25 protein-coding genes are annotated in these 25449 nt (G+C 69.6%); 12 read left to right on the forward strand and 13 right to left on the reverse strand.

Features of this window, described 5'->3' with window-relative positions:
• Positions 1 to 613: 613 nt before the first annotated feature.
• Together KSNIM_RS38270 and KSNIM_RS38275 are read left to right on the forward strand one after the other, a co-directional pair.
• On the forward strand, positions 614 to 3208 hold the full coding sequence (locus KSNIM_RS38270; protein WP_263108271.1) for a DEAD/DEAH box helicase: 2595 nt from the start codon (positions 614 to 616) through the stop codon (positions 3206 to 3208).
• Positions 3205 to 3444 (forward strand): hypothetical protein, encoded by a 240-nt coding sequence (locus KSNIM_RS38275; RefSeq protein WP_263108272.1) that lies wholly within the window; start codon positions 3205 to 3207, stop codon positions 3442 to 3444. Before KSNIM_RS38270 ends, KSNIM_RS38275 begins: the two co-directional genes overlap by 4 nt.
• 169 nt (positions 3445 to 3613) lie before the next feature.
• Here the strand turns inward: KSNIM_RS38275 and KSNIM_RS38280 are convergent, their stop codons facing one another.
• Both KSNIM_RS38280 and KSNIM_RS38285 read right to left on the reverse strand, forming a co-directional pair.
• On the reverse strand, positions 3614 to 5317 hold the full coding sequence (locus tag KSNIM_RS38280; protein ID WP_263108273.1) for an ATP-dependent nuclease: 1704 nt from the start codon (positions 5315 to 5317) through the stop codon (positions 3614 to 3616).
• A gap of 334 nt (positions 5318 to 5651) precedes the next feature.
• Positions 5652 to 7034 (reverse strand): helix-turn-helix domain-containing protein, encoded by a 1383-nt coding sequence (locus KSNIM_RS38285; protein WP_263108274.1) that lies wholly within the window; start codon positions 7032 to 7034, stop codon positions 5652 to 5654.
• Positions 7035 to 7468: 434 nt separating this feature from the next.
• On the opposite strand from KSNIM_RS38285, the gene KSNIM_RS38290 reads away from it, so the two are divergent.
• Both KSNIM_RS38290 and KSNIM_RS38295 read left to right on the forward strand, forming a co-directional pair.
• Entirely contained in the window at positions 7469 to 7660 is a 192-nt protein-coding gene (locus tag KSNIM_RS38290) for a hypothetical protein (RefSeq protein WP_263108275.1), read from the forward strand.
• Positions 7657 to 7890, forward strand: coding sequence for a hypothetical protein (locus KSNIM_RS38295; protein ID WP_263108276.1), 234 nt, complete (start codon positions 7657 to 7659; stop codon positions 7888 to 7890). The genes KSNIM_RS38290 and KSNIM_RS38295 overlap by 4 nt, the downstream gene beginning before the upstream one ends.
• A gap of 233 nt (positions 7891 to 8123) precedes the next feature.
• Here KSNIM_RS38295 and KSNIM_RS38300 read toward each other — a convergent pair whose 3' ends face one another.
• Positions 8124 to 8801 (reverse strand): helix-turn-helix domain-containing protein, encoded by a 678-nt coding sequence (locus tag KSNIM_RS38300; protein WP_263108277.1) that lies wholly within the window; start codon positions 8799 to 8801, stop codon positions 8124 to 8126.
• Positions 8802 to 10471: 1670 nt separating this feature from the next.
• Here KSNIM_RS38300 and KSNIM_RS39265 point away from each other — a divergent pair.
• The gene (locus KSNIM_RS39265) at positions 10472 to 11173 is read left to right on the forward strand and encodes a transglycosylase family protein (protein WP_317634123.1); all 702 of its coding nucleotides are present in this window, start codon (positions 10472 to 10474) and stop codon (positions 11171 to 11173) included.
• Positions 11174 to 11350: 177 nt separating this feature from the next.
• Here KSNIM_RS39265 and KSNIM_RS38315 read toward each other — a convergent pair whose 3' ends face one another.
• On the reverse strand, positions 11351 to 12736 hold the full coding sequence (locus KSNIM_RS38315) for a hypothetical protein (RefSeq protein WP_263108278.1): 1386 nt from the start codon (positions 12734 to 12736) through the stop codon (positions 11351 to 11353).
• A gap of 402 nt (positions 12737 to 13138) precedes the next feature.
• Here KSNIM_RS38315 and KSNIM_RS38320 point away from each other — a divergent pair, with 402 nt between their 5' ends.
• The 3 genes from KSNIM_RS38320 (at position 13139) to KSNIM_RS38330 (ending at position 14568) form a co-directional block, all read left to right on the forward strand.
• On the forward strand, positions 13139 to 13699 hold the full coding sequence (locus tag KSNIM_RS38320) for a hypothetical protein (RefSeq protein WP_263108279.1): 561 nt from the start codon (positions 13139 to 13141) through the stop codon (positions 13697 to 13699).
• 121 nt (positions 13700 to 13820) lie between these two features.
• The gene (locus KSNIM_RS38325; RefSeq protein ID WP_263108280.1) at positions 13821 to 14210 is read left to right on the forward strand and encodes a hypothetical protein; all 390 of its coding nucleotides are present in this window, start codon (positions 13821 to 13823) and stop codon (positions 14208 to 14210) included.
• A gap of 160 nt (positions 14211 to 14370) precedes the next feature.
• The gene (locus KSNIM_RS38330) at positions 14371 to 14568 is read left to right on the forward strand and encodes a hypothetical protein (RefSeq protein ID WP_263108281.1); all 198 of its coding nucleotides are present in this window, start codon (positions 14371 to 14373) and stop codon (positions 14566 to 14568) included.
• A gap of 244 nt (positions 14569 to 14812) precedes the next feature.
• Here the strand turns inward: KSNIM_RS38330 and KSNIM_RS38335 are convergent, their stop codons facing one another.
• From KSNIM_RS38335 to KSNIM_RS38345, 3 genes are read right to left on the reverse strand one after another with little or no spacing between them, the layout of a single operon-like run.
• Positions 14813 to 15559, reverse strand: coding sequence for a hypothetical protein (locus KSNIM_RS38335; RefSeq protein WP_263108282.1), 747 nt, complete (start codon positions 15557 to 15559; stop codon positions 14813 to 14815).
• A gap of 43 nt (positions 15560 to 15602) precedes the next feature.
• Entirely contained in the window at positions 15603 to 16292 is a 690-nt protein-coding gene (locus KSNIM_RS38340) for a hypothetical protein (RefSeq protein ID WP_263108283.1), read from the reverse strand.
• Positions 16289 to 16621 carry a hypothetical protein gene (locus tag KSNIM_RS38345; RefSeq protein WP_263108284.1) on the reverse strand — a complete coding sequence of 111 codons (333 nt, stop codon included), beginning with the start codon at positions 16619 to 16621 and terminating at the stop codon, positions 16289 to 16291. The genes KSNIM_RS38340 and KSNIM_RS38345 overlap by 4 nt, the downstream gene beginning before the upstream one ends.
• 100 nt (positions 16622 to 16721) lie before the next feature.
• On the opposite strand from KSNIM_RS38345, the gene KSNIM_RS38350 reads away from it, so the two are divergent.
• Positions 16722 to 17057, forward strand: coding sequence for a hypothetical protein (locus KSNIM_RS38350; protein WP_263108285.1), 336 nt, complete (start codon positions 16722 to 16724; stop codon positions 17055 to 17057).
• 111 nt (positions 17058 to 17168) lie between these two features.
• Here KSNIM_RS38350 and KSNIM_RS38355 read toward each other — a convergent pair whose 3' ends face one another.
• The 3 genes from KSNIM_RS38355 to KSNIM_RS38365 form a co-directional block, all read right to left on the reverse strand.
• Positions 17169 to 18083 (reverse strand): DNA ligase, encoded by a 915-nt coding sequence (locus KSNIM_RS38355; RefSeq protein ID WP_263108286.1) that lies wholly within the window; start codon positions 18081 to 18083, stop codon positions 17169 to 17171.
• 18 nt (positions 18084 to 18101) lie between these two features.
• Complete coding sequence (locus KSNIM_RS38360; protein WP_263108287.1) at positions 18102 to 19292, reverse strand: Ku protein; 1191 nt, start codon at positions 19290 to 19292, stop codon at positions 18102 to 18104.
• 467 nt (positions 19293 to 19759) lie between these two features.
• Positions 19760 to 20209: a hypothetical protein gene (locus KSNIM_RS38365; protein WP_263108288.1), complete on the reverse strand. Its 450-nt coding sequence runs from the start codon at positions 20207 to 20209 to the stop codon at positions 19760 to 19762.
• A 431-nt stretch (positions 20210 to 20640) separates the two neighbouring features.
• Between KSNIM_RS38365 and KSNIM_RS38370 the strand changes: the two genes are divergently transcribed.
• The 3 genes from KSNIM_RS38370 to KSNIM_RS38380 all read left to right on the forward strand — a co-directional run bounded on the left by KSNIM_RS38370 (position 20641) and on the right by KSNIM_RS38380 (position 23368).
• On the forward strand, positions 20641 to 21426 hold the full coding sequence (locus KSNIM_RS38370) for an RES domain-containing protein (protein WP_263108289.1): 786 nt from the start codon (positions 20641 to 20643) through the stop codon (positions 21424 to 21426).
• A 182-nt stretch (positions 21427 to 21608) separates the two neighbouring features.
• The gene (locus tag KSNIM_RS38375) at positions 21609 to 22325 is read left to right on the forward strand and encodes a ParA family protein (protein WP_263108290.1); all 717 of its coding nucleotides are present in this window, start codon (positions 21609 to 21611) and stop codon (positions 22323 to 22325) included.
• The gene (locus KSNIM_RS38380; protein ID WP_263108291.1) at positions 22322 to 23368 is read left to right on the forward strand and encodes a ParB/RepB/Spo0J family partition protein; all 1047 of its coding nucleotides are present in this window, start codon (positions 22322 to 22324) and stop codon (positions 23366 to 23368) included. The genes KSNIM_RS38375 and KSNIM_RS38380 overlap by 4 nt, the downstream gene beginning before the upstream one ends.
• A 278-nt stretch (positions 23369 to 23646) precedes the next feature.
• Here KSNIM_RS38380 and KSNIM_RS38385 read toward each other — a convergent pair whose 3' ends face one another.
• From KSNIM_RS38385 to KSNIM_RS38395, 3 genes are all read right to left on the reverse strand, one after another.
• Positions 23647 to 23889, reverse strand: coding sequence for a hypothetical protein (locus KSNIM_RS38385; RefSeq protein WP_263108292.1), 243 nt, complete (start codon positions 23887 to 23889; stop codon positions 23647 to 23649).
• Positions 23890 to 24183: 294 nt separating this feature from the next.
• Complete coding sequence (locus tag KSNIM_RS38390) at positions 24184 to 24423, reverse strand: DUF6296 family protein (RefSeq protein WP_263108326.1); 240 nt, start codon at positions 24421 to 24423, stop codon at positions 24184 to 24186.
• A 725-nt stretch (positions 24424 to 25148) separates the two neighbouring features.
• Complete coding sequence (locus tag KSNIM_RS38395) at positions 25149 to 25385, reverse strand: hypothetical protein (protein WP_263108293.1); 237 nt, start codon at positions 25383 to 25385, stop codon at positions 25149 to 25151.
• Positions 25386 to 25449 lie beyond the last annotated feature (64 nt).

Genomic DNA, 25449 nt, shown 5'->3' on the forward strand with positions numbered 1-25449 from the left:
CGCCTGACCTTCGGTCAGGCGGCGGACCCGCTCCGCGTGTCCGTGGTCTGACCTTCGGTCAGACCTGCCCCGGCTTCGCCGGGGCGGCCGGCGCTTCGCGCTCGGCCTGGGCGCCGCTCCGCTTCGCTCCGGCGGCTCGCTTGGGTTGAGCTTCAGTCAACGTTCTGGGCTGCGATAATGGCTGATGCTGCACGGATGGCGCTTCGCTGCCATCCGTGGGCTGACTGGAGGGAGGGGGTGGTGCCGGGGGTGTGTGCGGGTCGGCTTCACTCCCGCTGGATTGGTCTAGTCCATAGTCTAGACCTCCGCTTCGGCCCTCTCGCCGGGCCGGGTGCGCTACCCTGGCAGGGTGGGCAACGGTCCTCAGTGTATCAATCCAAGCGCGTCAGGTGATCCCGCCGGAAGCGGGAGTCCGCCCCCACGCTTTTCGGGTATTCGACGGATACCGTGACTGGGAACTGGTATTCTGCCGGATAGTCGCTTGCATTGGGCTTGTATTCCGGTCGGTTGGATTCTTTCGTCGGTCCGTCGAATGTATCAGTAGAGCACTGTCAGCATTTCCCGTGTGGTCCCTGGAGTGGGCTCGGGAATGGGTGAGGGGAGGCACGTCTTCGTGAACGTCGTGAAGCCCGGCCTGATGGCCGCTCAGGCAGCCGCCGGCATCTCGCTGCGCGGGCACCAGGAGGAGGCCCTGGAGGCCATCGTGCGGGGCCTGACGCCCCGTCCGGGACAGCCGGCCTCCCCGGGCGGTCTGCGGGTGACGGTGCAGATGGCCACCGGGGCCGGCAAGTCGTACGTCGGGGCCGCGGCAGGGCAGAAGCTGGCACCGCACGGGACGGTGCTGGTCGTGGTGCCGACGCTGGACCTGCTGGTGCAGATGATCGGCTCGTGGCGGGCAGCCGGCCGCTCCGGCCACATGCACGCGGTCTGCTCGCTGGCGGACTCCGAGCTGCCCTACGAGGTGAAGGCGACGACCAGCCCGCTGATGATCGGCATGTGGCTGGACCAGGCGGCCGCCCGCCACCGGCCGACCACCCTGTTCGCCACCTACACCTCGGTCGGCGCGGTCGCGGACGCCTACGCCTACTGGGCCGAGCACCGAGGCGAGCCGTTGCCCCCGCTGGCGCTCCTGGTAGCCGATGAGGCCCACCGCAGCTCCGGCAGCATCGAGAAGACCTGGACCATCGTCCACGAGCAGACCGAGATCCCAGCGGAACGCCGGCTCTACATGACCGCCACCCCGCGGATCTGGGCGCCGCCCGGGGCGGCCATGAAACGGCGTGAGGACGCCCTCCAGCCGCTCCCGGAGGAGCTGGCGGTGTCCATGGACGACCAGCGCGTCTACGGCCCGCAGGTGTTCACGCTGGGTCTGGCGGAGGCCATCGACCGCAAGCTGCTCGCGCCGTTCGAGATCGTGGTCCTGGAGCTGCGCGACCCGCTCGGCCACCGCGACAAGGCGGCGCAGCAAGGGGTGCCGTGGGGTCCGGGTGTCGGGGAGGCGCGGGACGGCAGTGAGGACGAGGTGCCGGCCGAGCGGCTCGCGGCGATCCAGGCCGGCCTCGTGAAGACGATGGTGGAGCGGGGGCTTCAGCGGTGCATCACGTTCCATAACCGCACGATCGAGGCCCGCTACTTCTCTGAGACGCTGAACCAGACTGTCGAGAAGCTCAGCTTCGACAACCCTCAGAAATATCCCGCCGAGTTCTGGGCGCAGTGGTTGTCCGGGGAACACGCCGTTGATTTCCGTAAGGAGGTCCTCGCGGGGTTCGGGCAGGGCCAGGAGGACGACGGTCTGAGGCACCGGGTGGTGTCCCAGTGTAAAGTTCTGGGTGAGGGAGTAGATATCCCGAATGCAGACTCGGTTGTCCTCCAGGGCAGAGGCAGCATGGTGGATATCGTCCAGGCCATCGGCCGGGCCCTGCGCATGCAGCCCGGCGAAGGCAAGACCGCCTCGCTGATCGTGCCCATTTTCCTCCGGCCCGGGGAGGAGCCCGGGGACATTCTGGAGTCGGACAGCTATGGTCCACTTGTTCGAATTTTGTCTGCTTTGAGGTCACACGACGCACGCGTGGTCGAGGCCCTCGCGGTGCCGCAGAAGTCCGGCAAACGCACCACCGGGCGCAGCGCGGAAGCTGCTAGTCTGCCTGGTGAGGGCGGGTCAGCTGAGGGTGGATCGGGTGCCTTCGTGCTGCCGGTGCGGTTCCAGAGCCGGGTGGACGGGAACGCGCTGGCGCTGTTCGTCGCCTCGCGGGTGCTGACCGGTGAGAACCAGTACTGGCGGGAGGGTCTGGGCCACGCCAGGCGGTGGTTTGATGAGACCGGTGGGCTCGATGTTCCCTATTCGGCGATGGTTGGGGAAGAAGGGAATTTTCCGCTCGGGAAATGGCTGTCGGATCGGCGCAGCGAGCGCGATTCCGGGGAATTGTTGCGACACCGGGTGGAGATGCTGGATCAGCTGGGGATGATCTGGTCGGTCTCGGATGCCCGGTTCGAGGCCGGCCTCGACTGGGCGCGGATCTGGGCGAAGGGGCACGGCGGCTCGTTGGCGGCGCCCGCGCGGGCCTCCATCGGCGGGTACGCGATCGGGACGTGGTTGGCGGAGCTGCGGGCCGCGGCCCAGGTGCCGGCCGGACAGCCAGGGGCGCTCGCGCCGGAGCGGCGCCGCGCATTGGAGGAGATCGACCCGTTCTGGTGCCCGGCCTGGCCGATCACCTGGCAGCGCACCTACGCGGTGGCGCGGCAGTGGTGGCTGGAGGCCGACGGCCGGGTGGACTGGGCGCAGCTGCCCGAGGCGACGGTGTTCGAGGGCGAGCGGCTCGGCCGCTGGGTGCGGGCGCAGCGTGCCAGCTGGCCGGGTCTGGAGGCGGACCAACAGGACCTGCTGATGGCGATCGGTATCGAGGAGGATCCGGAGCTGGTGGCCGCGAAGGCCGCGGCCGAGGCGAAGCCCAAGGTGTCCCGCGCGGACCGGTTCCAGCAGGGCTTGGCGGCCCTTGCGGCGTTCGTCGAGCGGGAGGGCCATGCCCGTGTTCCGCGCCCGCATCGCGAGTCGCTGGAGGTCGTCGTGGCCGGCCCCGGCGGGGAGGAGAGCGTCGAGGTCGTCCTTGTGGGGCTGGGTGCGTTCTTGAACAACACGAAGGCCCGCCGGGCGAAGCTGACAACGGGGCAGCTGGCGCAGCTGGCCGAGCACGGCGTGGAATGGGCATGAGCAGCCACAGCGAGGGCTTGGCGGGCGTGCGCTGCGGGGGCGTCGACTGCCACGGCGGACACCTCCTCCCCGAGCTGTGGGACGCCACCCGGCAGCGGGCCTTACGCCGCGACCCCTGCATCGACGCGGGCATGCCCCGGCCTGACCGGCCGCGGGTATTCGGTCGCTGGGACCCCGACGAGCGTGCCGGGGACGCGTACGGCGACGACTACCTCGGCCCGCCACTCGACTGGTAGGCCCGGCGTCCCGGCCCGACCGGCCGGGCGGCGGTAGGCTGATGCGGCATTGAGAATGCGCTGGAGGCCGTCGCCCTGCGGAGTGGCGGCCTTCAAGACGTGCTCGGTAGTCCGCCCAATCACCCGGGCGCCTTGCGGCTAGCCGGGCCCGCCGGCTAGCCAGCTCCGGCTACTGGTCGGAGGCAAGGTAGGCGCCTACCTGTGCACAGAAGTCCACGAGCTCCGATCGCGGGGAACGGTAGTGACCTTCGTCGAAGACCCGGGTAAGCCACCGGCTCTTGTTCCCGGACGGCACCTGCGGTACCCAGCCCTCAAGTTCACCCACCGGCACGAGGAAGACCCCGAGTTTCCCGAAGTAGGCCACCAGGCGCTGCACGGCGGCATAGGCGTCGCTCCCAGTGAGTGCGTGAAGCCCGGACTTCTTGAGCTGCTTCCACCCGCCGGACGATCTGAGCAGTTCGGCGATGTGCTTGCTCTGATCGGCGGTAAGCGCTGCGCCGCTCTTGGGGTTGCCGAGAATCCCGTTGATCTTCTTCTTGATCTCCTGGGCACTGAGAACGGTGACGGTGGAGCCGACCTGTTCTTCCAGGATCTTGAGGTCGGACTCGATGTCGCCCAACGCGCCGCCGAGAAGACTGAGGGAGGGGCGGAGCAGGCCGCGGTCGTTGAGCAGGTCGAGGTCTGCAACGACGGCGACGGGGATGCCGCACTGGCGCAGGCGCCGGGCGGTGTCCGCGAGCTTGGCCTTGCCGCTGGTGTGCAGGAAGACCAGGTTGTCGTTCGGCCCGTCTTTCCTGAGTTCGTCGAACGTGGCGGCGTAGAACTGACAGTCGCCCTCCGACTCGCCCAGGACAACACCGTCGTGGAAGAGGCCTGCAATGATGTTCGAGTACCGCAGCACCGGTGTACGCAGGATCTCCGTGACGGCCTCGGGATCCAGGACTCTGGCTCGCGGCGTGTCGGCCGTGCGGGAAATGCGCACGAGGGACACCGGCTTGCTGCTCGCCTCCAGGACGCCGCTGACGAAGTCGGCGCTGTGGGTGGCCACGAAGACCTGACAGGGCGAGGGGGTGCGCTCGGCCAGGTAGCGGCCCAGCAGCCGGGCCTGCGGAGGGTGCAAGAACGCCTCCGGCTCGTCGATCACGATGACCGGTTTGGGGCGCACCAGCGTGTGAAGCAGAATGTTGACGAAGCTGCGGAAACCATCGCCCTGCTCGTTCAGCACGGGGAGCGCCCGGTAGGCGGCGCGCAACTCGGGTGAGGCCGGTGGAGCCGCATCGGGCAGGCCTGGGCGGCCGACCCGGAGGCGGATCTGCTGCTCGTAGCGGTTGATCGCGATCGGTTTCCCGAACGCCTCCTCTACCAGCTGGGAGAACGTCTCTTGGGCGTCCCTGTTGTCGAACAGGTACTGGGTGGGGTGGCTGGGTGGAAAGTCGAACTCCCACTGTTGGGAGTCGCTCTGGTTGCCCAGTCGATCCTGGGTCCACTGCTGGGCTATCAGGTAGCGGGCGATGTTGCTGAAGCCGCGGCCGTTCCAGGCAGCTGTGATCTGGTCCTGCAGCATGCCGCTGTTGTTGTCAGACGGATAGAGGATCTGCCCGTGGTCCGGGTGCGCCCTGGGTGTGTTGCCCTGGTCGTGGAGCCAGGCGAGGAACTCCTCGGCGCTGCCACTGTTTTGGACATCCACTCCGGCGACCCACCGGACGGGTTGCAGGGTTCCCGGATAGGTGGAGACGAGGGTGGCCAGTTCACGGAGCAGCAGCGACTTGCCGCTGTTGTTCGGGCCGATGAACACCGTCATTCCATCGGCAGGCGGCCTCACCCCAGTGCCATCGGTCAACCGCAACTCGTCTACGTTGAAGGCAAAACTCATCGTCCACCCCGCGGTCCCTCCCGGCCACGGTGCCGGGGTGAACGAAACCGTACTCCCACACCGGCTCGTCGACGTACACAATTCCAGTGCCCCGGTGCCGAAGTCGGCCGTAGCCCTGCTGACTCGGCACTGGTGGCGACAGGCGGGCTGACCCGCCCGTCCGCAGCACCAGACGGGCTGGCCCCGTTCTGTGCTGGAGACGGCCGGGGTACTCGGTGTCGCTCCCGTTTGTGTCGGTGCCGATGGGGACGGTGAATATCGGCCGCGATCGACGCTCGCGGGCAGCCTCCTCGTGGCGCTGAGTCATCCTGCGGAGCGATCAGCGACAGGAGCATCAGGAGGAGGAGGCTTCCAGAAGGCGTGCGGCTGCCTGAAGCTTCTCTTGCGATGCCTTCTTACTCGCAACCAACTCTCGAGTGGTGGCCTCCAGCTGTTCCAGGGCCTTGACGGCGTCCGCTCTCTGCGCGTTCGCTCGCTTCTGCTCCATGCGCAGAATGTCCAAGCGTTCCCATTCCTGGCGGAGGCGGTTCAGGTTCTTCTCGTCGTCGCTAAGGGGGTGCAGGCGCTTCGGTCGGTCGCCATGGGGGCGCAGACCGGCCTGACGCTCCGCGCGCTTACGGATTGATCGTTCCGACGGCACGATGGTGTCGAGGTCCGGAAGCATGGCACGCGTGCCTGCCTGGATGCCCAACGGACGGCCCTTGTCGGCTGGGCTGTAGTTCTGCAGGGTGACCCATTGCCGGGCGATCCGCCGCGGGTCGGCCCCAACTGCTTGAACGACAGATGCCAGGTCGCTCAGGTGTCGGAAGCTGTGAGGCTCTCCGTTCTCCATGGACTCCAGCACGGGAACGGCCAGGCCGGTCCGTTCGGCGACTTCGTCCAGAGAGAGTCCCGCCTGTGTCCTTGCCTGTGCAAGGAGGCGACCGATTGCCGGCTCATCGCCGACCGCGGTCGGGGCGAGCTCGGCGAGCATTCCCCGGACGCGACTAATGAGCGTGTCGAGCCTGCTCCGGATCTCGGGTTGCGCTGCCAGTTCGTCCTCGAGCTGGCGGACGTACCGTGCAGCATGGCCGAGCTGGCTGTCCTGATCGCGGATGATCTTCTGGAGGCGATCTCGCTCGGCGTCTGCCTCCTGGGTAAGCTGCGCCAGCTTCACGGCGAGCTCTGAGGCCGTCGCTTCTTCCGAGAGTCGCTGGTTCTGGGACTGAGCGTCCTGGAGTTCCTGCTCCAGGACGGCGCAGCGTGCGCGAAGCCGGTCGGCTTCCGTACGCACCTCATCCAGGGAGGTCAGTGTGGTCTGGGCTGCCTTGAGTTCTCCGCTCTGCTGGACGACAAGGGCGGCGAGGCGGTCGCGGTCCTTCTCCACTCGGCGCAGTTCCGCCCGTACCGCGGGGACGTTCTTCGTGGCGGTGTGCAGAGAATGGCGCATGCGGGCAACGTCGTCGTTCGCTTCGGCGAGCTGGCGTTCGCACGCTGCGAGTTTTTCAGTGAGCAGGTAGACCTCGTGCCGTACCGGTTCCTTGGCTGCGCACGCCCTGTAGTACAGGCTCTTGACGCGTTGTTGCTCCTGTCGGGCAACAGGCTCGCTGGTTCTTCTCTCGACGGTCGCGTGGAGGCGTTCGAGGAAGCCGATCTCCGGGAGGCGGCGGCCGCTGAAGTAACGCGAGAGGGTGGAGGAATCAACCTCTAGGTCGGCTTCCAGCTCGGCCAGTGTCACGCCTAGGCGTTCGTAGGCCCCCCGCAGCCAGCTGACCCACTCGTTGACCTCGGGTTTCAGACCAGGTGCTACCGCGCCCAGCGGTCTCCCACGCCTAGGTGCTCCCTCCACCAGCCCCTCCTCGCCGTGCCGCTGGTGAAGCTATCTTGCCGCACTGCGGCAAGAACGTTTTCTCCGATGGTGCAGAAAATCGGACTTCTTCATCCTCGACGGAGACCGGCGTGTGCCGGATCCCCCAAACCTCCAGGAGGAGAAAACCCGTGTCGGACCGACAGGATGGCCAGGACCGCGTAGAGCGGCAGCCGGACAGCGTCCCGGATCACATCCGAGTGCCCCGGGCATGGCTGGGCGGCCTGCCCTCGCGCCAGGCCGAGGTCTGGCCCCCCGTGGCGCGGAGGATGGTGGACTCGGCCAAGCCGCGGACCCGCTCCGTGATGAACGGGACCAGCGAGGGCTACTCCCAGGCCGAGATCGGCGAGCACCTCGGGATGACCGTCCCGATGGTGGAGGGCGTCCTCTACCGGTTCCGGCAGTCCGTGAGGTCCAAGGTCTGGGCAGGCCGGCTGCGTCTTCCCTGCGACCTTCAGGCTGCCGTGCTCCTGCAGAAGCGGGGGGCCGCGGCGTGAACACCCTCACGGCCCTGGCCGCCGCTGGCGGCCAGCAGCACCCCTTCATGCTCATCGCCATCGTCATGGCCGTGCTGTTTTCGATGGTCATCGCGAGCGTGGCCGGCGCGCTGACGAAGATGGATGGCAAGAGCTGGCCGAGCGCCCTGCTGTTCACCGGCGCCGCCTTCGGCGGGTCCATGCTGCTGTGCCTGGCGGTCCTGACGCTGTACGCCCAGTCGCACAGCTGACCGGCACGAGCACTTCCCGTCGGGCGGGTCTGGCACCATGCAGACCCGCCCGGCGTAGCTACGCACCGCTGGCCCTCGCGCTCGGCGGGCGACCCTCAATGAGGACCAGGCCGAGGTGGAGCAACTCGGCCTGGTCGAAACATTGGTGGGCAGTCGAGGGTGGATGGGTTGCCGCGGCACGGCGAGGGCAGACCCCGGCTGCCCATCCGGAAGGAAACTCCAGCCGGTCTGTGTCAGCGGACGGCAGTGTTGCCCTCTTGCGGGTTCCCGAGCAGGAGCGCCCAGTGCCGATCACCCCACTGGACCGAGATGCGAAAGTGCTTGCGCGTTTTCGCGGGCCTTCCCGTGTCGCGAGCGTGGTCATGTAGCCGTCGAGCGATGGCCACTCCTCCGGGCGGGGCGTGGAGGGCTCGGAGAAGGGCGAGAAGGTCCTCCAGTACGGGCAGGGTCTTGCCATCCAGCCAACACCGCAGGTCGGCTATGGGACGTCCAATCTCGCTGGCGATTGCCTCGGGTGGGCGCTCGTGCACCAAGTAGAGCGTGCGCAGGTAGGCCGCGAAGCGTCCCTCGTGAGTGCTCTCGTCGAGAGGGGTCCAGCGGTCTGGTTCGCGGACGTCGGCGGGGCGCCTTGTTTCACGGGCGACCGCGTCTTTGGTGTCGCACCACCGCTTCTTCCACTCGGTTTCACCGCCACCGCAGGCGCTCGCGAAGGCCAGCGCGATCTCCAGGGAAGGGAGTCTGTTGCCGCCGGCGGCCTGGGCGAGCGCGTTGTGGGAGTAGCCGGCTCGTACCGCCATCTGCCGGTACGTCAGCCCTGCTCCTTCCCGGAGCAGTCGGAGGTCGCATGCAAAGGCGGCAAGCGGTCCGGCATTCCGGTCCAGCGGTCGCTCCGGCCTGCCGCTGCCGCTCACCGCGGCCTCCGCACGCTGGATGCAAAGACGAGTCGCGCGCCCAGGTACGGCCGCTCCCCGGGGAGCACGCGCACTCCCAAGGAGCAGGAGACGTGGGCTTTGGCCCACCGCACGACGGTGAGCACGAGGACAATCATCATGACCCACGTGTGGGTGGCACAGAGCGCAGTAAGCTCCATGTGCGCCGCTCCTCTGTATACGGAATCGATTGCGTCTTGGGCGCCTTCTCCTGGCTGCGGTGGCCGCCGCGACCAGGCGTATCGCCATGGACACACTGGGACAGCTTTGGCATGTGCCGCCAGCGTTTGCCGACAACTGCGCACATCTAGGCGCTCCGCCGGACGTCACGGACTTGTCATCAACCGAGCATGTGCACAACTGCGCCGGGCCCGACCGCCAGGCGAACAAGTAGGTCTCGCGTACATCTGCCCCAGGCCAGAACGCCGTCCGGCAGAGGCCGCCACCCGGTTTCCCCCATTGCCTGTCAACCGCTTGATTCGCGGACCTGCGGCAGCCAGCCTGGAAGGACTTCGCCTCGCTGTGGGCGATGGCAACGGGCCGATCGTCTTGGGCGCCCGAAGCACAGCCGGAGGCAACCTGTGGCCGCAGACCCTCCACCCCGGTCCGGGACCACTGCATGCCCGGACCGGGAACCTCCCACGTGGCGGCAGACCCAATGGCCTCGCACCGCATGTCGAAGTCCGCACCAGAACCGCACACCGCCCTTCACATGGCGCACCGTGGCACCGTCTGGCTGTCAGGGCGATGAGGCGGCTCTGCTATCGGCGGTTTGTTGTCTTGTGGCGGCCGGTGAGAGCGGCAAGGAGGCGACCCAGGATGCCGCCGGGCTGCCGTGCCGCGAACGCGGTGGACCATGCCCCGGGCCGGCCGACGGAGTAGATCGGCGGGACGTCCTGGCCGCCAGCGGGAGCTTGGGGCGGGCGGGCCTCGCGGAGCTGACGCTGGAGGATCGGCAGTGCCTCTTTTGCCGAACTGCGTGGAGGGCTGCCGTGCCGGATCCCGAACTGACACCGGAAGAGATCGCCAAGGCCGGGCAGGGCCTGTACGAGATCGTCACCGAGACCCCCGCCCCGGCACCCGGCCCCCAGACCTGCCGTAAGCCGCCCGCCCGGCGCCCGTACCCCGCTTCGCACGCGGTGCGCAGCACAGCGCCGTTCCCCAGCCGGGCACCAGCGCTCCGGGAACCGCGGACAGGCCCCAGGTTGTGCCGGGCGGTGGTGCCCTGATCTGCGTCCTCAACCGGGGCCCACCACGGCAGCCCGGCACCCGCGAGACACCATGGCGGATGCCGGACCGAAGCCCGGCGGCCGACCCCGTGTCCACGCTCCCGCCGGCCGGTGCCGGGCACGGATGCTTCTGCACACCGCCCCGAGCTGCAAACACCCGCCCACAGGGCGCACCGGGCCCGTGGTGCGACCCCTCCCCCAGCCGGGGGCCCGGACGCGGACGGGGAAGGGGACGGGCCTGCCTCGGGCATCCGGAGGTGTCCCTGGGCGGGTGGTGGTGCGGGCGGGTGGTCGGGCGCGGCCGGGCGAGTGACTTCCCGGCAGGGTCGGCCGGACGCGGGCGGCGGCGTGTGGCAACGGTGGGAGGGCGGTGCCCCGGGGTACCGGCCGCCCGATCGCCGACCTCTCGGGGAGTGTTCCGCCGTGCCCGTCGTGTCCATCACCCACCGGATCCTGCAGTTACTCCTCGCCCTCGCCTGCGCCGCAGGCCTGTGGACCGCCACCGCCGGCCCCGCGCAGGCTGCCCCCGCGCACGCCGCCACCGCGGCAGGCACGGCCGCCGCGGCGGACATCGTCACCGGCACCGCACCGGCGGCCGGGCAAGGCATCGACTGGGACAAGGTCGCGGCCTGCGAGAGCGGCGGCCGCTGGCACGCCAACACCGGCAACGGCTACTACGGCGGCCTCCAGTTCAACCAGGCCACCTGGAAGGCCAACGGCGGCACCGCCTACGCGCCGCGCCCTGACCTCGCCACCCGCGAGCAGCAGATCGCCGTCGCCGAACACCTCGCCGCCCGCCGCGGCCTCGCGCCCTGGCCGGTCTGTGGCGCCCGCGCCGGCCGCACCTCCGGCCACCACACCACCGTCCCCGCGCCACGGGCGAGCGGGCCGGCCCCACGGCCCGCCGAGCCGCCGACCGCCGCCGAACCGGACAGCGCCGCCGATACCGTTCCTGGCCCTGCGGACACCGCCACGGTCGTGGTCCAGGACGGCGACACCCTCGACGGCATCGCCCAGACCCTGGAGCTGACCGGCGGGTGGCCCGCCCTCTACGAGGCCAACCACGACACCATCGGCGACAACCCCAACCTCATCCTCGTCGGACAGACCCTCCGCCTGCCCTGACACCCGACCCGACCCGACCCGGCTCGGCCCGGGCCCGCGGCCGCTCCATGCACCACCTCTTACGCCCGCGGCAGCGCCGGCTGGGGGAGTTGTCGGTTGAGGTACCCGTGGCGAAAGTCGGGCGTGCATGGCCAGTGGAGGGAGATGGCTGTCACGGGTGGCGGTTGCACCGGCGCTTCAGTAACAGGAAGGACAGCGGCGGCGTCCACTGCTGTCGCAGTTCTGGCAGCCCACGTCGACGGACAGGATGCTGGCACCGCGACAGACCGGGCAGAGGGTGTAGCCATCGCGGGTCCGGTTGCCGTTGCAGGTGGGACAGGTTGTGGTGGTGGCAATCTTCCCAGTGCCTTGGCATCCCGAGCAGGCGATGGCCCTGGTGTTCTGGCAGGTCGTGCAGCCCTTGACCGCTTTATAAGTAAGGAATGCCGCAGTACCAGCCACGAGCCACCAGAATCCGGCGCCTCCGTTCGGGTTCGGCACGGCGGGGCTGCTGGTCGGTGCCGGCATCACCGTGCCGTGTGCCGGGGCCTGATCCGTGGGCGGCATGTCTTCGACGGCTTGGGCGTCCATCGCTTCTTCGGGTGTCTCATCCACCGGCAGAGGAGGCGGGAGCAGCTCTGCTTCTAGCGGCTCGGGGGCTGAGAAGCGGCGGCGGATTGCCAGTTCCCGGGACGCGATCACGGCAAGGGATCGATCCGCTGCTGCGATGACTTCCCGTTCGTTCGATCCTGCTTTGACGAGCTCCGTCGACGGGGTGCTGGGCGCGGGGTTTGGCTCATCCGGCTCTGGGACATCGCGGTCGGCAAGGGCCTGAAGGGCTGCTTCGTGGCTGTCTTCGACGAGGTCGGCCGTGTCCAGGCAGCGGTCCTGGTAGCGCTGGCCAAGTGCTTTGATGCGGCACGCTTCGTCCAGTAGTTCCGTGGTCCGGGCCAGATCTGCCTCGGCTGCCGCGATGAGTTCGGCGTCGGCCTTGCGGCGGCGCAGCTGCGCGCAGTGTCTCTTCTTGCGCTGGAGGCGGAGTTCGAGCTCTGTGACGGCTGCGGTGAAGAGCGTGGTGATCTCGCCTGCCTGATGGGCGAGTGCGCTGACGGTTTCGGAGGCGATCTGGGATTCGCTTTGCAGTGCCACCAGTTTCTCGATGGTCATCTGCTGGCTGGCGATGGTGGCTGCGGCATCGGCGAGTTGCTGGTCCGCGTCGTGCGGGGTGGCGGTTCCGTCGGCGCAGGCGCGGGCTTTGGCGCGTAGCTGTTCGGCGTGCTTGGTTCGCAGATGTTGGAGTTCTGGGTCGTCGGGGGTGGTCTCGTGGATGACGCTTGCGATGAATGCCTCGTCCTCCAGCAGGTTGTCTCCCTTGAGTCGGCGCTGGATGGTGGCTCGTTTGGTCCAGGATCCCGGCACCGATCCTTCTGGCGATTCGGCGGTGCGTGCTGCTTCGCGTTCCTTCAGCCGCTGTTCCAGGCCCCGTATGGACAAGCCTGCCTTCTCCATCCAGTCGTGAAGCGCCTCCGCCAGGTCGTCCAGTGGCGCGTTCCCGGTATCGGGCTTGGTCCATGCTCTCGGCATTCGTGTCTCTTCCTCACGGCTGTTCGACGCCTTGCAGGACCGGCTGTGTGACCAGACGGTCCGTCAGATGGCGTTGTCCGGGAGCATTTGAGCAGAGAAGCACTGATTCGCGCAGGCTTTCTACGGTCGAGTAGCTCGGCGCTGTTGGCGGACCTACGTCAGGCCGGTGGCGGCACCCGCGGGCGCAACGGGTCGCACGGCCGCAGGGCGGCTCGGGCCGAGGTGAGACTTGGTGAGACACCTGGCCTGACCTGGTGTTTTCCAGGCCGGCTTTGGGTCTTGGTGGGTCATTCGTTTTCGCTGGGCATCGGGCTGGGGCGAGGTCAGGATGAGGGCTGCACCAGCGATGGTGCGGTTCCCGGCCGGGCACCTTCCTGTGGCTCTCACCTTGTGGAGTGAACCGTGAACATCTTCCTGTATCGCCTCGCCAGGGTCTTCGCGATCCTGGCGGCGCTGGCGGGCCTCATGGTCCTGGCCCCCGCCGGCGCCGCGAACGCGGCCACCGCGGTGTGCAGCGCCCCCGCGCAGAGCGGTGTGCTGAGCACATCGTACGGCTCCGACCCCACCGGCGGCCTGAGGCTGTCCACCACGGCGACCCTGGACCGGTCCACCGGACAGCTCACGGCGGTCACGAACGTGCGCTCCCTCCTGGCGCTGCGTGGGTTCACGGCCTCGTTCTTCGCCGTCGGCTACGACGCCTGCGGCAACGCCGTCGCAGAGAGCCAGCCCGTCTACGCCGGCGTCAACGGAACCTGGCTCGGCAACTCCAACCGGAACATGCCCTGGCAGGCCAACTGGGACTCCCGTATCACCACGAACATCACCCGCATCGAGATCGTCCATCAGTGGTCCCCGGCCGCCGGCCTGGACATCTACCGCCGCTGGCAGCCCGTCGTGTGCACCGCGGTGAAAATCGTGGACGGCGCCACCGGCTGGCAGATCCCCTGCCCGCCCGTCCTGTAGGGACCCCGCCCCCATACCGCCGGGTGTCGGCTACGCCGGCCGGCACCCGGCGGGGCGGCAGGCGACACCACGCCTGACAACCGCCGCACAGCCCCCCGTGCCCTCTCCCGAAGGATCCGTCGTGCCCCTGAACCGAACCCGCCGCAGCAGCCCTAAGGGCCGCTGGCAGAAGCTGATCAAGTCCGCCGTCCTCGCGATGGCGGCCGCCGTGGCCCTCACCCTCGCCCCCGCCGGACAGGCGCACGCCACCGCCCCGACCAACTACCGGGCCGTCAAGTGGTGCCCGGCCAACACCTGGACCCTGGTCGACGACAACTGGGGCTTCCCGGGCAAGACGTACAGCGTGGACGGCAACATCGCGGTGCAGTGGCGCTGGTACTCCACGGACTTCCCCTGGTACGTGAACGGGAACTTCAACGGCAGCGCCTACCTGCCGCCGTTCCCCTGGCCCGGCGCGCACTCGTGGATGAAGTTCTACTGCAGCCAGAGCACCCCGGTGTACCTCTCGTAGCCCTGCCGCATCCGCCGCGGTGGCGCCGGCCCCACGCGCCACCGCGGCCGCCAAGCCGACAGCCAACGGCGCCCCGACAGCGACCTCCCCCAGGCCGGAACCCCAGGACTGCGGCTCCAAACCCAGTCTCCTGACTGGGTGACGACCCGAGGGAGATGCCGTGTCAGGCACCGTGCTGTCCAAGATGATGGAACAGGCACCGCTGCTGATCTCGATCAGCGTGGTAGCCGTCTACATCATCACCTACCTGCTGGCCGTCGTCGTGGCCATGTTCCACAGCGACGACAAGCGCCGCGAAGCAGCCGTTCGGATCCTCGACCGGAACCCGCTGAGCGGAAAGCGGAAGCCACGCAGGTAGAAACCCGGGAGGTCCCCGCCCACAGCGGGGACCTCTCCCCCTTGTCCGCCGCCGTCGAAAAGCCCGCGCCCCGCCAGCCGGGGCCAGGGCCGGCGCCGGCGGCGCGCCCCGACCACCTGCCCTACCCCCAGCGCCGAACCGCTTCCCCTGGGTACCCGGCCCAGAAGGCTTTGCCCTCCACCACCGCCGGACGCGGGCGCGCCGGGTCTCGCACCGCCCGAGGGCATCAGGTGGACACCGGGGCCTATGCGGGATTGAGCCGGCGGTAGACGGCCGCGGCAGCCTCGTCGAGCGAAAGGAAACGGGCTGCGGCGCCGGTCGCGGGATCGAGGAGGTAGCGGCCATAGAGGCTGGCTGCCCAGCCGTCGGGACGCAGCTCGGCCTGGCCGACCTCTTCGTCGCCCAGGAGCAGCGGGTGGACGATCGGCTCGGCGGGGTCGGTGCCGTTTGCCGGCAATTCGTCACGTGGGTCATCAAAACTCGCCGGGGCGGCAGGTGATTCATCACGTGGGTCATCAAGGTTGGTCGGGGCGGCCGCCGCGAAGGCGGGCGATTCGCCACGTGAGTCATCAAGGGCGGGTGCCGGTGCGGCGAGCGCGCGGCGGGCCTGGGCGAGCAGGGCTTCCACAGTCCGTTCGAGGGCGCTGGCGTGGATACTGCGGGCCATGCGGCCTGCGGGGGTGTCGTCGGCGCTGGTGAGCGTCTCGGCGAGCGTGCGGGCGGCACGCTCGACGGCGATCCCGAGGCGGGCGAGGTCGGCGGCTTCCGGGTGGATGAGGACGGGGCTTGATGGCTCACGTGGCGATTCGGAGGCGGCCGCCAGGGCAGCGCCCTGGGCTTGGCTGCGGCGCCGGCGGTAGGCCTTAGCGGAGCAGGCGCGGGAGCAGTAGTCGGGCTGGCGTCCGGAGCCGCCGCGGCGCAGCACAGTGCCGCAGCCGGGCCAGGCGCAGATGGCTGGCGCTTCCGTGATTCCTCGCGTGTCGATTTCCACGCGGTGATCGTACGGCTCGTCTGCTGGGGCCGCCCACATCCGTTCAGCCGGTCGTCGCCACCACGGCAGGAGGGACAGTGGCTGCGCCCGTGGTCATGGCTGGGGTGGCGAGGCGGCCGTGCTCGTCGGGCAGCAGGAGCCTGGCCGTTCGGGGGCGGCCGTCGGCCGCGCGGCCGGTGCAGTGAATCAGCGCTGTCCGGGCGCGGAGCTGGCCCCAGCCCTGGCCGAGGCCTGCCCAGGAGCTGGCGGTGACCTGCAGGCGTAGCCGGGCGCCGGGCCAGGGGGTGCCGTGGGCGAGGAGGGCGGTGCCGTGGCGGCGCAGGTGGGCCTCGATGCGGGCGGCCTGACGGTCGGTGAGCCGCGCTGGCGGCCGGGTGAGGATGAGCGGGCAGACCGGGGCGAGGGTGGCGAGGACTTCGGCGTAGTGGTCGGCGGGGTCGTCGACCAGGAGCAGGCGCTCGTGCGGGATGCCGGCCGCGAGAGCGGCGGCGAGGCCGAGGTCGGGCAGGCCGACCACGGCGGTGAACACGCCGGGCCGGGCGGCGGCGGTCGCGGCGAGCTGGATGAGCAGCGCCGTGTCGGTGACTTCGACGGCCGCGCCGCGGGGCAGGCCGCCGTCGGGCAGCAGCGGGGCGAGGAGGGGGTGGACGGGCAGGGTGCGCTCGGCGCGTTCGCGGGCCCTCGTCTCGGGCGAGGTGGCGTCGAGGAGCTCGGCCAGGGCCGGCCGGGTCACGGCCGTCCCCCACCACCGGTCCGGGGCTCGCCACTGTGGGGCCGTGGGGTGGGGCGGACGGTGTCCGGGTCGACCAGGTACCAGCCCCAGTCGAGGGTGCCCGGGCCCCAGCGGACCAGGGCGATCCAGGCCGTGGACCCGTGGTGGAGCCGCCACCGCTCGACATCCCCGGGGATCCACCGGCCACCGATCCGGATCCGCACCCAGCGCCACCGGGGCTCCGCGTCCCAGAACCGGCCCGGACCGGCCATCAGCTCACGAGGCGCACGCACAGCGTCCCCCGGGAGCTCGGGCCGGGCAGGACGGGAGAAGGGCACGTCGGCGGTCACACCCCCATCATTGTTCGAACTGGTTTTCGAATCAAGTGGCTGGCCGACCTCCGGCGGGCCGCGTGCCGGGTGATCGTCGGGCGGCCGTACGATTCCGGCCGTGGGCAAGCAGAAGACCTTCGACTACCCCGCCGACCTGCAGGAAGCGCAGCACGCGCTGGAAGCGGCGCGGGCCGAGCGTTCCGCGTTCCTCGCCTCCGCCCCGAAGTGGGTGGAACCGGTGGGCGAGCGGACGTTGTCGGACGGCACCGCCGCCCCGGCCGAGCCTGGCTGGAGCGAGGAGCAGTTCGAGGAGAACCGGCGGCTGCTGGCCACCGAGCAGGAGGCCGCCCGAGTCATCTGGGCGCACCCGTTCTGGGAGAGCCTGCCGGCTGGCGACCGGGTCGAGGCCCGCACTGGCCTCAAGCACCTCGCGCCTGGCGTCGCCGCCCTGTAGCGCACCGGTCTGCGCAGGCCGGGCCCGGTGGGGGCGGGGTTGCCGCGGGCGGTGGCCCGGACATTGACGGCCGCGAGCAGGCCGACGGCCGCGCCGTGCACGGGCGGCGGGTCAGTCGGGCAGCCGGAGCCGGATGTAGCGGACTTCGCCGTGGCGGCCGCTGCCGGCCAGCACCTCGACGACGGGCTGCGGTGCGGTAACCCAGTGGATCCGCGCGGCGGGTCCGGCGGTGGCGGGGTCGAGCCGGCCGGCGACCGCGGCGGCGACCTGCCGGGCCTGAGGTCCGGTCAGACGCGGGGCGGTGACCTCCTGACGGCCGTCGGGCAGCCGCACCAGGCAGGCCTCGGGGCGGGTGACGGGGCCGGTGATGCCGACCAGGTCGGCGTCGGTGGTGTCGGCGTGCCTCACCTTCCACCAGCCGGCGCGGACGCCGGGCACGTACCGGCCGTCCAGGGTTTTCACGATCAGGCCCTCGACGCCGAAGGGCTGCATCTGCTCCAGCCAGCGCAGCGCCTCGGTGCGGTCGGTGGTGGCGATGATCTGCTGCAGCGGCGGCCGCACCCCCGCCATCAGCCGCGACAGCACCTCCCACCGCTCCCCCGCCGTCCCGGCGCGCAGGTCCCGGCCCGGCTCCGCCAGCAGGTCGAAGACCACGTAGGTGACGTGGATGCCGTCCCGGGCCCGGGCGGCCGGGGTGCGCAGCAGCTGGGTGAAGTCGATGTGGGCGCCGTTCCAGGCGACGAGTTCGCCGTCCACGACGGTGCCCTCCGGGAGCGTGGTGAGGGCGCGGGCGATGTCGGGGAAGTCGGCGGTCAGGTCTCTGCCGGAGCGGGACTGCAGCAGGGTGCGGCCCGTCTCGAGGTGGAAGCCGGCGGCGCGGAAGCCGTCCATCTTCGGCTGGAACAGCACCGGGCCGGGCAGCTCGCGCTCCGCGGGCAGCAGCGGCCAGGAGACGGGACGCACCAGCTCCACCGGCGTCCGCACGGTCACCGGGGAGGAGGTGGCGGGCTTCTTCGACGTCGCCATGTGCGCGGGGTCCGGTGGTCAGGAGGCGCGGCGCAGGCGGCCGCCGGTACGGGTGGCCTTGGCGACGGCGTCCTGCAGCTGGTCGCGGGTCATGGTGGAGCGGTGCGGGACGTCGAGATCGGTGGCGCGCTTGTAGAGCTCGCCCTTGGTCAGCTTCGACAGGTCCTCGGCCGCCACCTTGCCGCCGGCGGTGACGCGCTTCTTCGACCCCGTCTGCTTACCGGCGTTCGTCGCGGTCGAGGTGGACTTCGTGCCCGCTCTCGCCTTCGGCGCCCGGTGCGCCGCCGGCGCCGGGGTGCTCGCGCGGCCGCGCCGCCCGCCCGCTGCCTTCTTCGCGCTGCCCTTCTCGGCCCTCTCGTCAGCCGACTCCGGTGCTGCCGTCTCTTCCGCCTGGCCGCCGGCTGCCGCGGACGCGGATTTGCCGGACCGGGCGGCATCCACGCTGCGGCGCAGCACGTCCATCAGGTCGATCACGTTCGTGGACTCGGGGGCGGGCCCGGCGGAGACGGTGATCTCGCGGCCGGCCTGCTTGTCCTCGATGAGCTTGCGGACCTGCTCCTCGAAGGTGTCGCGGTACTCCTCCGGGTCCCAGTCGACGGCGAGCATCTCCACCAGCTGCTCGGCCGTCTGCAACTCCTGCGGGGAGAACGTGGCCTCGCCGGTGGGCAGGTCGTCGACCTCGCGGCGCGGGTCGCGGACCTCATCCGCGAAGTGCATGGTGTGGAGCTCCAGCAGGCCGTCCTCGGCGCGCACCGCGGTCAGGTACTCCTTGCCGCGCATCGAGAACATCGCCAGCCCGGCCCGGTTGGAGCGCTCCAGCACCTTCGTGAGCAGCTGGTAAATCTTGGCGTACTCCTTGCCCTTCGGCCCGAGGTAGTACGTCTTGTCGAAGAAGATCGGCTCGACCTCGCCGAGGTCCACGAACCCGGACACGTCGATCGTCCGCGAGCGGCCGGGCGAGATCTGCTCCAGCTCGTCCGGCTCGACGACCACGTACTCGCCCTCGCCGACCTCGAAGCCCTTCACGATGTCGCCGAACGCGACCTCCTCCCCGGTCCGCTCGTTCACCCGCCGGTTCCGCACCCGGTCCGAGGTCCCGCGCTCCAACTGGTGGAAGCGCACCGTGTGCGACTCCGTCGCCGTGTACAGCGCCACCGGCACCGTCACCAGCCCGAACGACAGCACCCCCGTCCACACAGGCCTGGCCATGACAGCCTCCTCCACCCACGGGGCCCGGACGCCATCACTCGGCCGGGCACACACTGACATGCCCTTGGCCGCGGCCGCGGCACAGGTGCGCCCCTTCAGCTTCGCTTACGGCCTGACTACGCCGCCCGCCTGTGCGGCCACGCTGGGCCCTCGGAAGCAGCCGGTCACCCGCATCGGGCGAACCCGGGCAGCCCCATCGCGCTCCTACACCACAAATACGCAGGTCAAACAGGCAATCTCTGCGCGATGGGTCCCGAACGCGCGGCGCCGGTGACAGCGCTCAGCTCCGCACGGTCGACCCATTCGCGACCATCGGCACAGCGGTTTGCCTGCCGGTGAGATGACCTCAAGGAGGGAACTTGGCCTGACCGGGTCTCTGCCATGCAGGTCCCAATGGGCGACGCGGCGACGCGAAGGAAGGCCCCGGGCGGCTATCGCCCAGGGCCCTCGATGAGGAGCTCTTGCCGTCACTCGCTGATGAAGGAGCGCGTGGCCGCGATGATCCTCTTCTCCTGGTCTAGGACGTCGTCCCCCCGGAGCAGGAGCAAAATGGCGTCGTCGTTCAACTGGGGGTTGGCCGACCGGATGAACCCCGAGGCGGCCGCGGGACCGTACGCCTCGGCAACCGCGAAGACGACCTGGTACAGGATGCGGAGCCGGTCTTCGACGGTCTCGCTGCGGGGCTCCAGCTCGCCGCTGCTCCATCGCCGCAGGGGGCGGGCGTCCGACAGGCCGAGCGCCGCTGCGGTAACCCGGGGGCCTAGCTTCTCGAGCAGGTAGGTCACCTTGACTGCCGTGGGGAGGCGGATTGAACGCTTGTGCGCGTCGTCGAGAAGTTCGCCGTGCCTGTCGCTTGGCCCGATGTCCGAGGACGCCTTCGAGCTCGAGGTTGCGGCGCTGGTCTCGAACGTCGCCATGCTGCTCTCCATGGTGGTGGGCGGGTCGGTGTCCGTCCTGATAGTGCCAGCCGCACGGGCGCCGGTCCTGGACCGGACCGGCCCGGGGGGCTCCGTGGGGGCGCCGGTCCTCGACCGGACTGTGCCGGGGGGCTCCGTCCAGGGGCCTCCTCCGCCCAGGAAAGCCCACGTGTGGCTGGTCACCGGCAGGTCGTAGTGCAAGTACGCACCGGTAGCGATCGTTTGGAACACCCCCCTTCCCCTTCGCCTGAAGCTCATGAGGTCATCCTTTCCCTGAAGTCGACTGCGGAGTACCATCCACGGTCACACTTAGAGTACATCTAGAAGATAGATCCAAGGTAGCTCTTAATGCATCTCTAAAGCACCCGATAGAGCAGGGTCCGAGGTACCCTGTGGACATGTCCCCACTGCGGACTAAGGAGGATGGCCGGATGAGTGCAGAGGATCATTCGTTGGGTGACCGCGAGGATGTTCAGCTGACCTTCATACGGGTGGCCCGGGATCCCGCGAAGCTCACTTCGAGGCCGCCGGGCGAACCGGCGCTCCATCGGTTCGATGATCCGCTCGGGGAGTACTTGGTTCGCTATGGCGCCGAAGATCTGGAGACAGCCGTCCTTGAGGTGCTGGCTACCCTCCGAAGCAAGCCTGCGGTGGATGACGTGACCGCCAGTGTCACCGGGGCAGACGACGGCTACGGCCAAGATGCCGGACTCGGCGCAGGAGAGGAGCCACCTCTTGGCGGTCTACCGCCGCAGCCCAAGGTTGAGACCGTACGTGAAGTGCTGCAGGGCCTGAAAGTTGGAAAGGTGTGTATCCGTCAGAGCGGTGCCTTCGCGGACGTCTCCGACTGGACGATGCGATCCGCTCTCGGCAAGGACGCCCGCGTACGAGCCGCCATCCATGAATTCGACGGCCTGGTAGGCAATCCCGCCGACCGGGTATCGGCTCTGGACGGGGCACTGATCCGGCTGGCTGGAAAGGTCGGTCGCCGCATTACACAGGCAGTTTCTCGCGCGGTGTATGAGCAGGTTCAGTACCTCGGCATCGTGACCAACAGCAGGTGGGACGATCGGAAGCGCTGCTGGGCGGTCTTCGGTGAGGTTGAGGCCACGGTCGAGGAGATCGAGCCGCTCGATCCGAACAACGAGGAGCACCGGACTGCAGTGGCCAAGGCCGCCGCACTCCATGGCTTCCCCCTGCCGGCGGAGTGGAGCTGAGCTGGCGCCAGGAAGAGAGCAGCAAACATCGGGCGGCCGTTCCGCGGCCGCCGCCCCCTTGGCTGTTTGAGAGCAGACACCTATCCACGCCGTGCCGAGGGTGATGCAAGATCCCGTGACGATCTTCTGACATGCTGTGCCAGTCCGAAGTACCAGTCAACTGGGAAGCATACGGAGCTTTCATGGCACACGTGCATGTCCTGCTCAACCAGAAGGGCGGCGTCGGCAAGTCGACGCTGACCGTCAACCTCGCCGCAGTCACGGCCGAAGTGATCGGCCGGAAGGCCGGCGAGCAGCCGCCGGTCCTGGCGGTCTCGGTCGACCCTCAGGGTTCGACCGCCTGGTGGTCCAATCGGGTCGGCGACGATCTGCCGTTCCTGTTCACCCAGGCCCACAACGACCTCGGTTCGCTGCGCAAGCTTCGGGCTGTGAAGTCGGTTCAGCACATCTTTGTCGACACCCCGGGCTGGCTGGACCTGTCCGACGACGACACGACCGCGGACCCGCTCGGTGACGGCAAGGCCGCCGACATCCTGCGCGCTGTCCTGGACAACGCGGACAGTGTGATCCTTCCGATCGAGCCGGAGCCGCTTGGCTTCAAGCCGACCGTGCGAACGGTCCGACAGATCGTGCAGCCTCGCGGATTGCCGTACACCGTGGTGATCAACAACTGGGATCCGCGGGACGGTGAGGCGGACTTGAAGCAGACCCAGGAGTTCGTCGAGAAGAACGGGTTCCCGCTCGCGACGACCGTCATCCGGCACTACAAGGTCCATGCCCGGGCAGCTGCCGAGGGCCTCGTCGTCACCCAGTACAAGCCCAACCGGTCCGCTTTCGAGGCTCGCGAGGACTTCTACAAGCTCGCCCTGGAGCTCAACCTGAACGGATCCGCCCGATGAGCCGCCGCGTCAACCTGGCTGACATGCTCGACGGCGAGCCCCTCGACGAACCGACCCAGGCGGCCCCCCGACCCCCGGTCGCGGACGTGGCGCAGATCGCCCCGAATCCCGAGAACCCTCGCGGGGCCATCGACACCGGCGATCAGGACTTCGTCGAGCTTGTCACCAGCATCGGCGGCGTCGGGGTCATCACTCCGCTGACCGTCTGCAGCTCCGCCGCATTCCTCAAGCACCACCCTCAGCACGCCGAGGCTGTCGCGGGCCGGCAGTACGTGGTCGTCGCGGGCCACCGCAGGCTCGAGGCCGCCCGGCAGGCCGGCCTCACCGAGGTCCCGGCGTTCGTGAACGACGACGCCGCCGAGGACCCGCTGGTGTTCGCGGTCGCCGAGAACCTTCTGCGCGTCGGGCTCAGCCCGATCCAGGAGGCCGAGGCACTGCGCGTACTCACCGACAAGCCGCCGGCCGGACGCGGGATGTCCCAGTCGAAGGTGGCCAAGGGCATCGGTAAGACCCAGGCTTTCGTGTCGCAGCGGATCGCGCTGCTCGAACTCGTTCCGGAGCTGCAGCAGAAGGTGGCTGCGGGCGAGCTCGGTATCAAGGCCGCTCGGGCCTTCACCGCTCTGCCGGCGGCCGAGCAGGTCGCCGCGTACGAGGAGTCGCTCGCACCCGCCGTGTCGGCGCCGCAGCCAGTGCCGGCGCCGGGCATGGCCCCTGACCCAGCCGGCATCGACACGTCTGCGGCGGCCGGGACCCATAACCCGGTTATGGATCCGCCGTCCCGCCCGGCACCCACGTCCACCGCCGCTCCGACGGCCACAACGCCAACGGCCTCAGCTGCAGTGGCTGAACCTGTACGCCGTACAGCTGTCGAGGCGGCCGAGTCACCTGCCGTTCCGGAGCAGCGGGCACCGCAGGGTGCGGTGTCAGTGCCCGACGTCGATTGGCACGACATCGCGGCGTTCGTGGCGGCCATAAGGAAGGTCCTCGACAAGACTGAGGTCTACCAGTTGGCGGAAGCCCTCGTCGACAGCCTCAGGGACTGACCAGCCAGCGCAGCTATAACCCGGTTATGGGTGAGGGGTGGCACCGCGATGCGGGTGCCACCCCTCACCCATAACCTCTGCCCCGGCCCGCGCGGCCGAACAGCAAGCTCGATCTATAACCGGGTTATGACCGCGCCCCGGTTCCCGCGGTGGATCGGGTCCGTTGGGTCGGCATCGTCGTCCTCCGCAGCGCCCCAGCCGCTGCGGCCTTTGTCGATCACGTGGCCGGTCCTCGGCAACCCCTGGGGCATGACCGTCGTGGGCAACAGACCCGATCCCTAACAGAGCTTCTGCCCGGCGGCGATCACTGAGTTCATCGGCTCTCCAGACTTCCGGCCGCTGGGCAGAGTGAAGGTCTTCTGGATGGGACCGGGATCTGCAAAGTAGTGGTCGCGGATCGGTTCGCCGTAGACCGCATACTCCGTGCCGCCCGACTCGAAGGTAATGACGCCGCCTTCGCGGCAACGCAGCGTGCCCGAGTCAACCGTGAACGGCCAGGGGGTTATGTCCGCAGACGTCACTTCGGCAGATCCCGTAACCGGAGGTGGGGAACTGCATGCGCTGGCCAAGACCGCAATGAGCAAGATCCCCGGAGCAACTGCTCGCCAGAGCGGCAGGGGGGCGGCATGAGATATGAACACCGCCGCATTCTGGCGCCCACCGGCAAGCCGCGTGATGGATTCGCATACTCCTGCTGTGCTGTCCCTGCGGTCACCTCCGCACTGCGCAGGTGGCCGCAGGGACAGCACACGTGCGTCCAGGCGGTTGCGCATCATGCTGCGCAGCAGCGGCTCTGGCGGGATCGGTCCGGCGCCTCAGGTGAGGGGGTGCGCGTGGACGGGTGTGTCCGGCACGGATCGGCCCACGCAGTCGATGACGTGGACCAGGCCGCCGTCCTCGATCTCGACCCGGACGCTTCGGTCCGCGTCCGCGTAGAGCGGGTAACCGTGCGGGCCGTACCCGGCCTGCTGCTCCACGGCGACGGTTTCCTTCTTCCAGGGGGAGCCGGCCGGGCCGGGGAAGGTCAGCTTCCAGCGGGTCGGCAGCGCTGCCATGGCGATCACGACCTCTCCGACACGGGAAATCCATTGTCCGCCGTGCGGCGAAGACGCGCCTTGGCCGGCGCCAGGCTACTGGGGCTCTGAGAACGCAAAAGAGGCCGTCACCCCGCGCTTGGCAGGGTGACGGCCTCTGGTCGTTGCCGGGCAGTCGACGTCGACTGCTGCGCACCCGGACGCCGGCGAGGCGTGAGCGGGGTGCGCAGCTGCGCAGTCTCATGCTCCGGTGCGCATCCGGGCGGTGCGCAGCTGCGCAGCCGGGTGAGCGGGTGCGCAGCGGTAAGTGCGCACGGGCCGGTGGGTGGGCGGGCGGTCCTGCGCAGGTACGCGACGGCGGGAAGCGCAGCGCCGACCGGGGTGGTGCGTCAGGCGGTCGTGTCGGCCTCGAAGGCGTCGATCGCGTCGATGCGCTCGCGGTAGTCGGTGAGGAGGTCGACCTCGAGGAGCTCCCCGTCACCGAGGAGGTCGAGGGTGGTGTCGTGGCGGGCCTCGATGTCGTCGGCGGCCTGGCGCAGGCCCCGGGCGAGGGCGTCCAGGTCGAGAGCGGGCGCGGGGGCGGGGCGGGGAACAGGCGGCGGAAGAATGACATGGCGGCGGGTCCTTTCGCTGCGGGTGCCGGCCGGGCGGCCGCGCCGCGCACCGGAGCGCCCCGCCGCCCGGCCGTGTGGGCGGGGGCAGCGGGGGCGCGGGCCGGTGCGCAGCGTCAGGACCCGGAAGGCGGTTCAGCGCGCGGTGATCAGCACGAGGACGACGAGGATGGCGACGGCGAGGAGCACGGCGGGGGAGCAGCCGGTGGAGCCTTCGAGCTGCTTGATCTCGGCGTAGATGGCGTCGCACTCGGCCTGCAAGCCGGTGTGGGCGGCGGTGCCGGGGGACAGGTTGGCGAGGGTGGCGGAGCGCTCGTGCAGGAGCTCGCGGAGCTCGGCGAGGCGGGCGTCACGGGATATGAGCCAGGTCATGCGGCGGGTTGGCCTTCCGGTCGGCGGTGCGTGGACGGGGCGGGCCCGGGGCCGCCCCTGGTTG

It is taken from the genome of Kitasatospora sp. DSM 101779, from assembly GCF_025655475.1.
Classification (GTDB): domain Bacteria; phylum Actinomycetota; class Actinomycetes; order Streptomycetales; family Streptomycetaceae; genus Kitasatospora.

Coding starts and splice junctions, on each gene's coding strand:
- KSNIM_RS38375 (WP_263108290.1), top strand. CDS start 21,609: ATGGCACACGTGCATGTCCTGCTCAACCAGAAGGGCGGCGTCGGCAAG.
- KSNIM_RS38275 (WP_263108272.1), top strand. CDS start 3,205: ATGAGCAGCCACAGCGAGGGCTTGGCGGGCGTGCGCTGCGGGGGCGTC.
- KSNIM_RS38280 (WP_263108273.1), bottom strand. CDS start 5,317: ATGAGTTTTGCCTTCAACGTAGACGAGTTGCGGTTGACCGATGGCACT.
- KSNIM_RS38365 (WP_263108288.1), bottom strand. CDS start 20,209: ATGGCGACGTTCGAGACCAGCGCCGCAACCTCGAGCTCGAAGGCGTCC.
- KSNIM_RS38290 (WP_263108275.1), top strand. CDS start 7,469: ATGAACGGGACCAGCGAGGGCTACTCCCAGGCCGAGATCGGCGAGCAC.
- KSNIM_RS38390 (WP_263108326.1), bottom strand. CDS start 24,423: ATGGCAGCGCTGCCGACCCGCTGGAAGCTGACCTTCCCCGGCCCGGCC.
- KSNIM_RS38370 (WP_263108289.1), top strand. CDS start 20,641: ATGAGTGCAGAGGATCATTCGTTGGGTGACCGCGAGGATGTTCAGCTG.
- KSNIM_RS38395 (WP_263108293.1), bottom strand. CDS start 25,385: ATGACCTGGCTCATATCCCGTGACGCCCGCCTCGCCGAGCTCCGCGAG.
- KSNIM_RS38380 (WP_263108291.1), top strand. CDS start 22,322: ATGAGCCGCCGCGTCAACCTGGCTGACATGCTCGACGGCGAGCCCCTC.
- KSNIM_RS38355 (WP_263108286.1), bottom strand. CDS start 18,083: ATGGCGACGTCGAAGAAGCCCGCCACCTCCTCCCCGGTGACCGTGCGG.
- KSNIM_RS38315 (WP_263108278.1), bottom strand. CDS start 12,736: ATGCCGAGAGCATGGACCAAGCCCGATACCGGGAACGCGCCACTGGAC.
- KSNIM_RS38360 (WP_263108287.1), bottom strand. CDS start 19,292: ATGGCCAGGCCTGTGTGGACGGGGGTGCTGTCGTTCGGGCTGGTGACG.